Source organism: Streptomyces sp. NPDC002144 (assembly GCF_053593695.1).
Window position 1 is genome coordinate 243,046 of record NZ_JBSFDB010000008.1, and the last position, 11,773, is coordinate 254,818.

An 11,773-nucleotide genomic window follows, 5' to 3' on the forward strand; every position below is an offset into this window, starting at 1 on the left:
CCCTTCCTGGTTTGAATCGGGCCCCGGTCCTGGTTTGAATCAGGTCCCGGAGGAGCCGAGCCCGGCGGCCGGCACCGGAACCCGGACGCCGACCCGGGTCCGCGTCGCCACCAGCTGTCTGTCCTGCGGGTACGCGTGCCAGGTGCGCCAGTGGACCTGGCCGTCCTGATGCTGGGCCAGCATCGCTGTGAAGGCGTGCGGGCTGCCCGGGAAGACGCCGGCCAGGCCGTGCGGGTGCTCGGAGACCAGCGCCAGCAGTTCCTGGGCGCGGCCCGCGAAGGAGCCCGGCGAGAGCACCTCGACGCGCGCGGCGAACTCGTACTCCCAGTCGCCGACGCGCTTGGCGATGCCGAGCGGAAGGGGTGTGCTGCTGCCCGGGATGCACGCCACCGTCTCCGAGCAACTGCCGCGCCGCTCCTCGAGGAGCACCTGGTGGGAGGCGCCGAGAAGTCTCAACTGCAGTTTTGCCCCTGTCAGTTCGAGGTCGAGCGTGGCCAGGGCGGGAAGCGGTTCGCGCCCCAGGGCCCAGGCGAGGTCGGCCGCGCGCGTGTCGGTGTAGGAGGTGTTCAGGGTCGTGAGCATGGATCGGCTCCGCTGGCACGCAAAGAAAGGGTGGTGTGGGGGTCCGGCACACCCGGGCGACTGTGGGGGGATCGGCCCGGTCAGCCCAGTCGGGAGGTCAGGGGGTGTCCGCAGGACTTCCGAGGGGCCGCATTGGTGATTTAGAGGGAATCATGAACTGTGGTGCCACCACAGCGTTTTTACCCAAGTTCGTGGGGTTTCCATCCCTCCGAGGGCTCCACAGCTCAACTGTTCAACCACGGCGTGCGCCACGGCGGCCGTGGCGCACGCCGGAGCGCGACGGCATCGACGGGCGCGCGCCTCGCCTCGCGCGCTCGGCCGACCGGAGCAGGCGTGCCGACGTGGCTGATCAGGAAGGTGGCCGGGGCGCCTTTCCGGCGGAGGTTGCCGGTCGTGGGGCAAGCGAGAGAGGGTGGAGTCAGACGTCTGGTCTCAGCTATGGCCGGACGAGCCAGACGACCGCCAGGAGTCTCCAAGTATGACCATCGACCCGTCCTCGATTCCGAACTTCGGGGGCCAGCCCGAGCCGCAGCCCCAAGGACCGGCGGGCCCCGTCATCCCGGATCAGGACCTCGTGAAGCAGCTCCTCGACCAGATGGAGCTCAAGTACGTCGTCGACGACGAAGGCGACCTCGCGGCGCCGTGGGAGCAGTTCCGTACGTACTTCATGTTCCGCGGCGAGGCGGACCAGCAGGTCTTCTCGGTGCGGACGTTCTACGACCGCCCCCACAAGATCGACGAGAAGCCGCAGCTGCTGGAGTCCATCGACGACTGGAACCGGCGGACGCTGTGGCCCAAGGTCTACAGCCACACCCACGACGACGGCACGGTCCGTCTGATCGGTGAGGCGCAGATGCTGATCGGCACCGGCGTCAGCCTGGAGCACTTCGTCTCCTCGACGGTCAGCTGGGTGCGGGCCGCCATCGAGTTCGACAAGTGGCTCGTGGAGCAGCTGGGCATCGAGCAGGAGATCAATGAGGCGGACGAGCCCGGGGACGACGAGGAGTAGCCCCCGTCCGCCTCTACAGCGGCATGTTTGCGAGCACCAGCAGATACGCCCCGTAGCAGTACGAGAGCCCGGCCAGGGCGCCGACCACCACGGTCGCGTGCCAGGGCCGGGCTCTCGCCGTCCGCACCAGGGCCCGGGCCAGCGGGATGAGCAGCGGGAAGGCCGGGATCAGGAAGCGCGGCTTGCACTCGAAGAAGCCCGAGCCGCCGAGCACGACCAGCAGCAGCGCACCGGTGTAGACAAGGAGCGGGAGCGGGGCGCGGTCGGCGAGGAGGAGGGCGTACAGGACCCCGCCCGCCGCGACGATCACCAGGGACATCGGGAAGACCAGCCGGTCCCCCTGCAGCAGCAGATGGCGGACGAACTGCCACGCGCCCTCGCCGAAGTCGAAGCGGGACCCCCAGCGGCGCTGCAGGTCGAAGTAGCCGCGCAGCACGCTTCCCTCGTGGCGGCCGACCCACAGCACGTACGCCACCCAGCCCGTCGGTGCGATCGCGGCCGCCGTCCACAGCCTGTGGGTAACTCTTCGGCGCTCCCGAACGCACCGCCCCGTCTCCCACAGCGCCGCGGCCACCACCGTCGCGGACAGCGCGAAGGCGTTGGGCCGGGACAGCCCCGCCAGCGCGGCCAGCGCCCCCGCCCACAGCCAGCGGCCGGTGAGCAGGGCGTACAGCGTCCAGGCGGCGAAGGCGGTCAGGACCGGCTCGGTGTACGCCATGGACAGCACCACCGAGTGCGGCAGCAGGCCCCACAGCAGGACCAGGGCGGTGCCGACGGCGCGTCCGTGCAGGCGGGCGCCGACCGCGTAGATCCCGCAGGCGGCCACCGCGGCCGCCGTCCACGAGACCACCAGGCCCGCCGCGCCGCCGCTGAGCGGGCTCAGGGCCGTCACCACCCGTACCAGTGCCGGGTAGAGCGGGAAGAACGCCATGTCGCTGACCACCCCGAGGTGGGTGCGCTCGGTGCGGACGTAGCCGTGCGCGGCGATGCCCAGGTACCACAGGGAGTCCCAGGACCGGCCGAGCAGCGCGAGCGGGTTGCGGCCGGTCCGCCAGGAGGCCAGGGCGAGCACGGCGACGCCGAACAGCCGGGCGGTGAGGAAGAGCCCGACGGCGCCGCCCATCGCGACCGTCAGGGACACCCGGGCGCGGTCCTTCGTGCCCGGATTCGGCTTCGTGCGCGAGGAGGGGATGAGGGTGCTGGCGTGGGTCACAACGGCACATTGACGGGTAAAACGGTCAGACGCGAGTGGTGTGCCGCCGGGTGAGTACGTTTTCGTGGCGTTCGGCGTGGCGACGTGACGCGTCAGGCCAGCGCCTTCAGCCGCCGGGCCGCCTCCTCCAGCACCGGGGTCTGCTTGCAGAAGGCGAACCGCACGAAGGGGGCGCCCTCCTCGCGATGGTCGTAGAAGACAGCGTTCGGAACTACGCCACCAACCGTCGAGTCCCAGTCGAGGCGGAATCCGGCGGAGTGGTGGCGGGGATGCCGACGACCTCGACCTGAACACCCCACGCTTCGAGCGTCCTGGCCGTCTGTACCAGGGTGACCTGCGAGAACGGGAACAGAGTGTCGGCGGTGAGATCGGTGCCGTCCTTCAAGAGGATCGCGAAGACGACCTTCGAAGGCCGGAAGTCCTCCGGCAGACCGTGCCCCTGCCGGGCCGCGGCGACCTTCTCCGCGAACCGTTCCCTGCCTTCCGGGGAGTTCCGCAGAGTCTGTACGGCGACGAGTGCCTGACTGAAGAGATGGCTCAGTGCGTCGGAACCCTTGGCACGCTTCACCATGACGAGGACGTTGTCCGGGCTCAGCAGGTCGCAGATCTCCACGCCGTTCCCCCGGTGCAACGTCGTCTGTACGTTGTCGCGGTCGAAGCTGACGTAGCCGGGCCGCTGGTCCGGCACCGACTCGTTGTAGGCGCGCTCCTTGTCTCCGAGGACCCACGGGGGCAGGTCCACGGAGGGGGAATCGGAGATCAGCCGCTCGACGTGGAGGCGGGTCGTCCTCAGATACTCCTGGTCGATCTCGTACCAGTGGTCGTCCATCAGGAAGAACCGGTGGGAGTCGAGGAACACTTCCGCCTCGATCCAGCGGAGTGCGCTGGACGTCCAGATCTCGTCGGTCCGGTCGCCGCGGCTGTGCCGGTAGAGGGTGACGGTTCCGTCGCGGAGTGCGGCTACGCGAGTGCCCGCACGCTGGACGCGGGCACGGCAGAGGACGTACTCGAGGTCGAAGTCATCGGTCGACCGGCCCCAGGCGCTGCTGTTGATTCTGGCCCTGAAGGCCTGGGCTCCGGTGTAGTCGTCCCAGTGGTCGGCGGGGACGGCGGCACGGATCCTCCCGTCCGGCTCCTGGCCGAGGAGATCGTCGAGGACCGACTCCAACCGGGTGAGCTGACCGGGATCGTCAACGGGTACGACGTGTTCGACGAACTCCAGCTCCGGGCTTGGCCGCTCCTCACGCAGCACACGGGCGATGGCACGGATGTCGGCGATGAGGTCGGTACCCTCCACGCCGAGGCGCAGTCGCAGACCCGCACCTCCCTCGGCGCTGGAAAGCTTCGCCGGGTTGTCCCGGGAGATGGTGAGCGGGATGTCGTCCAGGTGGCCGCCGAGGCGGCGCACGATCTGCGCGTGCTCGACGATGCCCAGGCTCCACACCGAGGCCCCGCTCGGGATCAGAGTGATGTCGGTGCGTCCTCCCCCCGGGGTGTGCGACACCAAGTCCCGGATCTTCGCGGGGTCCACCCTGCGGGACGCGAAGCTCAGCCCGAAGCGATGGTCCTTCAGGCGGTCTGGCACCAGACGGAAGCCCTGGTCGTAGCCGATGGCATACACCTCGCCATCGACGGCCAGCATCAGCAGACCCGCCGAGCGGTTCACCGGACGTGACACCTCGATACCAGTCGTCCGGAAGATCTCGTCGCACCAGCTCGCGACGGGCTGCTCGAAACTTCCGGTGACCAGGACCGCCGGTACGCCGAGGTTCTCGGGTACGTCGAAATCCGCGTGAACCCTCTCCAACTGGTCCGCGTCCAGGGCGTCGAACATCGCGCCGGCTGTGGGAGGGACGCCCCTGAGCCGGTACAGGGTTCGCTTGGATGTACGAGCCGTCATCGTGCTGCTCCTCGTTCCGCTCAGTGCGGACGGTGGTGACAACCGTCCTCGGGGCGTCGTTCTCATCAGTGGGCCAACAGGGCGACGAGCGCCGTGACTTCGGTACGCCACGCGAGGATCTGGTCCTGCGTCGGACCGATCTCGTACTGGTGGTAGTGGCACCCCAGGCAGAGCTGGCTCCACACGGCTCTCACCCGCCGGGCCGTTCCTCCGTCGACGCAACCGCGGAGCCAGAGGAACGCGGCCCGCTGGGTGCCCTCTCGGATGGCCCGCGGCGCCCGGTGGGCGGTGAGCTGATCGGCGACCGCGCTCTCCAGCGCGACGCGGAGGGCGAAGGCGGCGCCTCGGCACCGACTCGCCGTGGGTGCGGTGGGTGCGGTGGATCCGGTCGTGGCGGCGGCCCTGGCAGGTTCGCCGGTGTCCGTGAGGAGCAGGTCGGCGGTGTCGAGCAGCTGGCGGATCGTCGGGTTCACGGCCCCTCCTCGGGCTTGCGTACCGTCAGGGCGACGGCCTTGATGTCGTCCACGAACCGGTGGGGATCCGGCATCGAGGTGCCCGACGGGTGGGCGCCCTCCTGGCACTGCCGGACAAGGTCCACCGCCCTGGGGCCGCACCGCCTGCGCAGCTCGCCGTAGACCTCACCGGCCGTCTTCGACGGGTCTCCGAAGAGCCCCAGGGCGGCGATGTCCATCAGCGTGACGGCCCCCGCGACGGTCTTCTCCGCCTCGTGTTCGGCCACCCCCGCCCGGTGCAGCCGCAGCCAGGCGGCCTCGGAGAAGGCCCGTTCCAGGACGGCGCGGCAGAGGCTGGGCAGCACATGGGTCATCGCGACCGGCGGGAGGTTTCGCATGCGGATGAGGGCGCGTGCGTCGGCCAGTGCCTGACGGACCGGATCGGTCACCCGGTTCACGGTCACCACGGACCGGCCCGCCCGCTCCACCTCCAGTACGGTCACCGGGAGTTCCTGGTTGGTGAAGGCCCGCTGGAGCCGCGTGTCGTGGGTGAAGACCACGACCTGCCGGGTCCCGCCGAGGTCGTGCAGCACCTTCGCGAGACCGTGGACCTTGGCGGGATCCATGGACTGCACCGGGTCGTCGATGACGACGAACCCGAAGGGGCTGTCCTGCGCGGCGGCGCGCGGCAGGAAGAGCGAGAGCGCGAGGGAGTGCAGTTCGCCCTGGCTCATCACACCGAGGGCCGACGCCTCGGTGCCGTCGACGGACACGTCCATCACCAGCTTGCGCACGGTCGCCTTCTCGCTGCCGGTCAGGCGCACGGAACGCAGGTCCACGCTGCTCTGCTGGCGCAGTTCCTCCCAGATCCGCTGCGAGTGGTCCTCGAACGGTCGCAGCCGCTCCTCGCGCAGCTCGGCACGCGCCTCCTTGAGCCACCTACGGGCCGCCCTGACCTGGCTCAGCCGGGGCCTGCCGGCGTACGCGGACCGGGCCCGGTCGAGCCAGGCCGCGAGGCGTGTGACACAGGAGCGCCACTCCTCGTCGAGCTTCTCCAGCTCCCGCAGCGCCTCCTCCCGCAGCGCGGCGCAGGCGTCGGCGAGGACGAGCGCGGCGGTCTCGGCGCGGGCGGCGAGCCGCTCGGCGTCGTCGACCGCCCGGCACGCCTGCCACTCCTCCCACGGGTCCACGAGCGGGGCGGGCAGCCACGCGGGGACCGGGGTGACGAGGTAGCGGAGGGCGTCCACCGCGTCCCGCAGCCCGGTGCGGGCCTCCCGCGCGGTCGCGGCCTCCTGCCGCAGGCCGGCCACCTGCCCGGCGGCCCGCTCGGCCCACGCCTCGTCGAGCGCACGGTCGGACCCGCACACCGGGCAGGTGCCCTCGTCCTGGTGCCGACGGCTGTGCTCCAGCGCCTTGGCCAGCAGTTCCGCACGCTGGTGCGCGTCCTCGGCGCCCGAGGCACGTACGTCGTCGAGTACGGCGACGGCCTCGCGCAGCCGGTCCACGGCCGCACCGACCGCGCTGAGGTCCGGTCCGGCCAGCGCGACGGTCGCGCGCAGTTCCCTCAGGCGGCCCTCGTCCGCGTCGGGCAGTGCGGTCACGAGGGCGTCGAGCTCGGCGAAGTCGGGGTCGGCCGCCTTGCCGACGACCGCGAGCGCGCGCACCGCCCTCGGGTCGTCCAGTGCGGACAACGCCTCGACGAGTGCGGGCCGTTCGGCCTCGACCTGCTTCAGCGCGGAGTCGAGCGTCTTCTCGATGCCCTGGAGCCGCTCGTCCGCGTCGGTCAGTTCGCGCAGTCCGAGGATGGCGGCGACCGAGTCGTACTGCTCGCTGGGCCTGCCGTTGAGGATCTTGTCGAGATCCGCGTACGACAGGAAGGGGCTGTAGTCGTTCAGGGCCCGCTCCCACCCGATGCCGGCGAAGGGCCGACGGCCGTGGCCCGGCCGTCTGAACTCGACCTCGGGGGCGGTGACGTCGTCGCCGGGCCAGGTGCACGTCAGCGTGGACAGCCGGGGGTCGCCGGCGAGGGCGAGGCGGACCTCGACCTTCGGGTCGGCCCCGTCGTGCAGGTTGCGCCAGTGCCGGCGCCACACCTCGCCCCGCTGCTTGTCGAGGCGGGCGGTCCGGCCCGTGAGTGCCGTCTCGGCGCCCTCAGCGAAGCTGGACTTCCCCGAGCCGTTGCGTCCCACGACGAGGGTGACGCCGGGCCGCGCGGTCAGCGGCAGACGCGCCTTGCGGCCGATGCCGCGAAAGCCGTTGACGCTGATGGAGTCGAGGAACACCCGCTGGTCCGGGTGCGGAGCAGCGGGGGCCCCGGAGGCCTCCGTCGCGGTGGCGCCCAGTGCCTCGCGCAGGAGCTCGCGGGGTGCCTCGGCGAGCGTCGAGCTTTCGAGGCGGGCGGTCAGGCGGGAGAGCGTCGAGGCGGCGCCTCGACGATGATCGACCTGCTGGTGGGATGCGTTCGGCCCGCTCTGTGTGGGGTGTTCCGTCATGGTGCTCTCCGCCCTCCGTGGTCGGTTCCGGGGCCGGGCAGTGCGCGGGGCGAGGGCCGTGAGCCTCTCGTTTTGCGCGAGCCCGGTGTGACGGAACAGACGTTAGAGGCGGAGAAGTTACTCAATCCATGTTCTCAGCGATAACCCCGGTTATCGCAACTTCGGCCTAACTCCTGGTAGTTGAATGGGCGATGGGCACCTCCGCCCACACCGTCTTGCCCAACGGGTGGCGCGGTGCCGAACCCCAGCGCACGGCCAGGGCTTCCACCAGAAGCAGTCCTCGGCCCGACTCACCTTCTGGAGCCGACGAAGGCGCCGTCGCCGGGGGCCGTTTCGCGGACGCCGCGTCCGCGACCTCGACGCGGGCCAGGCCCGCCGCCGTGTCGAGAGCGACCCGGAGACCGAAGTCGTGTCCCGGTACCCGGCCGTGGAGCACGGCGTTGGCGGCGAGTTCGGCGACCACGAGGGCGACCGCGCACGACGCGTCCGACGCCGGCGGATACCCCTGCTCCTCCAGGTGCCGTACGGCGAGTTGACGAGCCAGTGGGGCCCCGGGGCGAAGAAGTGAACTGTGCGACCAGATGCGGCAGTTCGCTCTGTACGTTCGTCGTTTCTGTCAGCACGGCGTGGTCCGTCCTTGGCTGTCGGGCAGGGGATATGGCGTGGCGTACGCGAGTCGTCACGTTCCGCACTCAAGAGTCGTCCGGTCGCCCTACGCTCAACAGGTGACGCGGCCTTACTTTTCGACCCGTAAGGAACGGAAGTGACGCTTTGGCCAACGAAATTGACCCCGGTACGTCGATGGCCGCGCTGTTCGGCGCGCGAGTCCGCAGACTCCGCCTCGCGGCCGGACTGACCCAGACCGAACTGGGCGACAAGGTTCATGTGGTGGGCACGCGTATCACTCAGATCGAGCGGGCGTCCGGGGCTAAACCGACACTGGAGTTGGCGCGGGCGCTGGATGTGGTCCTCGGTGCCGATGATTTGCTCGTGGAGTTGTGGCCGTACGTGTACCGGGAGGCGTTTCCGGACTGGTCGCGGAGGTTCATGGAGTACTCGGAGCGGGCGGTGGTCATCCGGCAGTACGCGGCGCATGTAGTGCCGGGCTTGCTGCAGACCGAGCCGTACGCGCGGGCGGTGCTGAGCGTCGGCCTGACGCTCGATAGCGAGGAGCAGTTGGAGGAGCGGGTCGCTGCTCGCATGGGGCGACAGAAGCGCCTCGGGGAGCCCGACCGGCCCGAGTTGTGGGTCGTCCTCGACGAGGCGGTTCTCCGGCGTCCGGTCGGCGGTCAGGCAGTGATGTGCGAGCAGTTGGAACGACTGCTGACCACCATGAGGGCCCGTCACATCACTGTGCAGGTCATGTCGTTCGATCAGGGCGAGCACGATGTGATGGGCGGTTCGCTCACTGTTCTCGCCATGCCGGACGGCTCGGAGATCGCCTATACCGAGGGTTCGCACTACGGCCAACTCATCGAGGATCCGGACGAAGTCAGGCGCTACTCGCTGGCCTACGATCGACTGCGGGCGGAAGCTCTGCCCCCGCTCATGTCAATGGACATGATCCGATCCGTGCTGGAGGAGAACCGCCGTGCCTCGAATCTCCCTTCCCGAGCTGACCGACGTCGCGTGGCGCAAGAGCAGCTACAGCAATCAGGAGGGCGGCGACTGCGTGGAAGTGGCCGACGGATTCCAGGAGGCCGTCGTCCCCGTCCGTGACAGCAAGGTCCCGCACGGTCCGGCACTCTGCTTCGAGGCCGCCTCCTGGGACGCTTTCATAGGTGAGTTGAAGGCTGGGGACCACCGTCGCTGAGCCCGCCGGGCTCTGGTCGCCGTCCATGCCATGAGCCCACCGGCCCCCTGTCGGCAAGGGCCCGGCAGGCCGCTGACCTCCCTAAAGAACCGGGGGAAAGAACTACCCGCCCACCCACCCTCCCCGGCCGCACGGCTCGCGTCACTCGTCCGAGTGACCGGCTTGCAGGGGCGGGATACGGACGGTTACGTTCGCCGCGACAACCGCACACAGACTTCGGCCCCCGGCCGGGATTGCCGTCCCGATCGAGGGCCTGACCGATCGAGAAGGAACGACTTCCCGATGGCTGACCCGCAGTCTAACGCGCCCTCGCGCGCCGACGCCGGAACTCCGACCTCCGGCGTGATCCACGTCCGCACCCGGCTGACGGCCGACTTCACGGTGATCTCCAACGCCCTCGCCCAGCGACGCGGCAGCGCGGTCACGGTCGGCGTCGCGGCGTACATCTCCTCGCTGCCAGACGGCACCCCCGTGACCATCCCCGCCCTGTGCAAGCACTTCAGCGAGGGCGAGATCCTGATCTCGCGGGCGCTCAGGGAGCTCGAAGAGGCCGGATACCTGGAGCGCCGCCGCGAGCGGACACCCACTGGGCACGTCCGTACCCGCACGTACTTCTACGACGTCCCCGGCGGCGATCCCGACTCCGGTCCCGATCCCGATCCGGACGGCCCGCCCGAGCCTCCCCGGCCCCGTCGTCCCCGGAAGCAGCCCGTCGTCGTGGCGGTCCCGCCCCCGTCGGCGGCCGTACCGGAAACGGCGCGGGCGTCGTCCTCCCCGGCCGAGGCAGAGACACCGGTCCTGCTCGCCGACGCTGACCCCAAGGCCGTCGCCGTACTCGCCGGCCTGCGCCGGATCGATCCCCGGCTCGTCCTCTCCGAGCGGGAAGCAGCCCGCCTGGCCCCGGCCGTCAAGCGATGGCTCGCGGCGGGCCTGCTACCCACGCACATCGCGGACCACCTCACCGCACGGCTGCCGGACCACTTCCTCACCCGCCCGGTCGGCATCCTCGCCTACCGCCTCAAGGAGACTCCCCTGCCGGTACCAGCCAGAAGCGCGGAACCCGCCGTGCGCCCGATGGTCGCGCCCCTGCGGAACTGCGACGGCTGCGACCGGGCCTTCCGCTCGGCGGAACCAGGCCGTTGCCGAGGCTGCCGGGCCGGGGACCAACTCAGTGCGGTCGGCTGAGCCGATGACTTGGTGTGCGGTCCACCCGCAGGTGGGAGGCTTGATGTGGCACGATGCGAAATCCGGCGCCAGGAGGAGGTGGGGCATGGTCGACAGGTTCAACGACGGGCTTCTGACGCCCACGGAAACGGCCTCCTACCTAGAGATTCCGCAGTCGACTCTCACGTCGTGGCTGAAGAACAAGGCCGCAGGAGCACCGCTGGTCCACCAGGTCGAGCCGGTGCGGAAGGGGCAGCCTTCGGTGCCGTTCATCGCGGTGGCCGAGGCGCACGTCCTGCGTTCTCTGCGCTCCCTGGGGCTCCGCATGAGCGAGATCAGGGAGGCGGCCGCCGCCGTACGAGATGCCTTCGACACCCCCTACGGCCTTGTGTCCAAGCGGATCGCCACGGATGGCGTGGACATCTTCATCGAGCACGGCTGGGGAGATCTCCGCAGAGCCCGCGACGGCCAGGTCCCCATCCACGAAGTGGTCTCCGACTACCTCCGCTACCTCACCTGGGAGCCGGGCGAGGACTTCCCCTCCAGCCTGCGGCTGAGGCAGTACCCGGACTCCGTACCCGTCGTGATCGATCCGAGGTTCGGCCACGGGCTCCCGGTGGTGGCCGCCAACCGCGTCACGGTCCAGGCCATCACCGACCTATGGGAGGCGGGGGAGAGCGTCGAGGACATCGCGTACGACTACGACATGACGCCTGAGCAGGTGGACGCGCTCTGCCGGGCCGTGGTGCACCTTGCCGCCTGAGTTCTTCCTCGACCGGAACCTCGGTCGCCGTGTAGCGGAAGGACTGAGAGCCTGCGGGTGGACGGTTCACCGCATCGGGGACGTCTTTCCTGACGACGGGCAGGACGTTCCGGACGAGGAGTGGATCACTTACGGTCTCGACCGGTCCTGGGTCCCGCTGTCGAAGGACGGGCGGATCAAGACCCGGGATCTGGAGATCCAGCCCGTTCTAGAGCGCGAGGCAGTGCTGTTCTACCTGGATAACCAGCAGCTTCGCAGCGTCGAGATGGTCGAGCGGCTCGTGGCTCGGCGTGATGCGATCCACCGGGCGGTCGAGAAGGGTGGCCCGGCGGCGTATGCGGTGCGGCACGACCGTATTGAGCGCACCTGGCCGCCTTGACGGCCT

12 protein-coding genes are annotated in these 11,773 nt (G+C 70.0%); 6 read left to right on the plus strand and 6 right to left on the minus strand.

All coding sequences use genetic code 11. The features are described 5' to 3' along the window. Positions 1-39 precede the first annotated feature (39 nt). Positions 40-582, minus strand: coding sequence for a DUF2617 family protein (locus tag ACWCQ1_RS15090; RefSeq protein WP_133044159.1), 543 nt, complete (start codon positions 580-582; stop codon positions 40-42). Between the two features lie 478 nt (positions 583-1,060). Here ACWCQ1_RS15090 and ACWCQ1_RS15095 point away from each other — a divergent pair, with 478 nt between their 5' ends. Further along, positions 1,061-1,591 carry a YbjN domain-containing protein gene (locus ACWCQ1_RS15095; protein ID WP_358598273.1) on the plus strand — a complete coding sequence of 177 codons (531 nt, stop codon included), beginning with the start codon at positions 1,061-1,063 and terminating at the stop codon, positions 1,589-1,591. A 13-nt stretch (positions 1,592-1,604) separates the two neighbouring features. Here the strand turns inward: ACWCQ1_RS15095 and ACWCQ1_RS15100 are convergent, their stop codons facing one another. From ACWCQ1_RS15100 to ACWCQ1_RS15120, 5 genes are all read right to left on the minus strand, one after another. Further along, positions 1,605-2,804 carry a hypothetical protein gene (locus ACWCQ1_RS15100; RefSeq protein ID WP_451026641.1) on the minus strand — a complete coding sequence of 400 codons (1,200 nt, stop codon included), beginning with the start codon at positions 2,802-2,804 and terminating at the stop codon, positions 1,605-1,607. Between the two features lie 211 nt (positions 2,805-3,015). Continuing rightward, on the minus strand, positions 3,016-4,704 hold the full coding sequence (locus tag ACWCQ1_RS15105; protein ID WP_451026642.1) for a TIGR04141 family sporadically distributed protein: 1,689 nt from the start codon (positions 4,702-4,704) through the stop codon (positions 3,016-3,018). A 65-nt stretch (positions 4,705-4,769) separates the two neighbouring features. Next, a complete protein-coding gene (locus ACWCQ1_RS15110) occupies positions 4,770-5,177 on the minus strand; it encodes a hypothetical protein (protein ID WP_451026643.1) in 408 nt (135 codons plus the stop codon). Next, complete coding sequence (locus ACWCQ1_RS15115; RefSeq protein ID WP_451026644.1) at positions 5,174-7,648, minus strand: AAA family ATPase; 2,475 nt, start codon at positions 7,646-7,648, stop codon at positions 5,174-5,176. The genes ACWCQ1_RS15110 and ACWCQ1_RS15115 overlap by 4 nt, the downstream gene beginning before the upstream one ends. Positions 7,649-7,814: 166 nt before the next feature. Then, complete coding sequence (locus ACWCQ1_RS15120) at positions 7,815-8,231, minus strand: ATP-binding protein (protein ID WP_451026677.1); 417 nt, start codon at positions 8,229-8,231, stop codon at positions 7,815-7,817. A gap of 218 nt (positions 8,232-8,449) precedes the next feature. On the opposite strand from ACWCQ1_RS15120, the gene ACWCQ1_RS15125 reads away from it, so the two are divergent. From ACWCQ1_RS15125 to ACWCQ1_RS15145, 5 genes are all read left to right on the plus strand, one after another. Beyond that, complete coding sequence (locus ACWCQ1_RS15125; RefSeq protein WP_451026645.1) at positions 8,450-9,367, plus strand: helix-turn-helix domain-containing protein; 918 nt, start codon at positions 8,450-8,452, stop codon at positions 9,365-9,367. Further along, positions 9,327-9,461 carry a DUF397 domain-containing protein gene (locus tag ACWCQ1_RS15130; RefSeq protein WP_451026646.1) on the plus strand — a complete coding sequence of 45 codons (135 nt, stop codon included), beginning with the start codon at positions 9,327-9,329 and terminating at the stop codon, positions 9,459-9,461. The genes ACWCQ1_RS15125 and ACWCQ1_RS15130 overlap by 41 nt, the downstream gene beginning before the upstream one ends. A 282-nt stretch (positions 9,462-9,743) precedes the next feature. Next, entirely contained in the window at positions 9,744-10,646 is a 903-nt protein-coding gene (locus tag ACWCQ1_RS15135) for a hypothetical protein (protein ID WP_451026647.1), read from the plus strand. An 85-nt stretch (positions 10,647-10,731) separates the two neighbouring features. Next, entirely contained in the window at positions 10,732-11,388 is a 657-nt protein-coding gene (locus ACWCQ1_RS15140) for a DUF433 domain-containing protein (protein WP_451026648.1), read from the plus strand. Continuing rightward, positions 11,378-11,767 (plus strand): PIN-like domain-containing protein, encoded by a 390-nt coding sequence (locus ACWCQ1_RS15145; RefSeq protein ID WP_451026649.1) that lies wholly within the window; start codon positions 11,378-11,380, stop codon positions 11,765-11,767. Before ACWCQ1_RS15140 ends, ACWCQ1_RS15145 begins: the two co-directional genes overlap by 11 nt. The last annotated feature ends 6 nt before the right edge of the window (positions 11,768-11,773 follow it).

What these genes read in the sequence shown, in the direction of transcription:
- ACWCQ1_RS15090 (WP_133044159.1), bottom strand. Translation starts at nt 582, where the DNA reads ATGCTCACGACCCTGAACACCTCCTACACCGACACGCGCGCGGCCGAC.
- ACWCQ1_RS15095 (WP_358598273.1), top strand. Translation starts at nt 1,061, where the DNA reads ATGACCATCGACCCGTCCTCGATTCCGAACTTCGGGGGCCAGCCCGAG.
- ACWCQ1_RS15105 (WP_451026642.1), bottom strand. Translation starts at nt 4,704, where the DNA reads ATGACGGCTCGTACATCCAAGCGAACCCTGTACCGGCTCAGGGGCGTC.
- ACWCQ1_RS15115 (WP_451026644.1), bottom strand. Translation starts at nt 7,648, where the DNA reads ATGACGGAACACCCCACACAGAGCGGGCCGAACGCATCCCACCAGCAG.
- ACWCQ1_RS15125 (WP_451026645.1), top strand. Translation starts at nt 8,450, where the DNA reads ATGGCCGCGCTGTTCGGCGCGCGAGTCCGCAGACTCCGCCTCGCGGCC.
- ACWCQ1_RS15135 (WP_451026647.1), top strand. Translation starts at nt 9,744, where the DNA reads ATGGCTGACCCGCAGTCTAACGCGCCCTCGCGCGCCGACGCCGGAACT.
- ACWCQ1_RS15140 (WP_451026648.1), top strand. Translation starts at nt 10,732, where the DNA reads ATGGTCGACAGGTTCAACGACGGGCTTCTGACGCCCACGGAAACGGCC.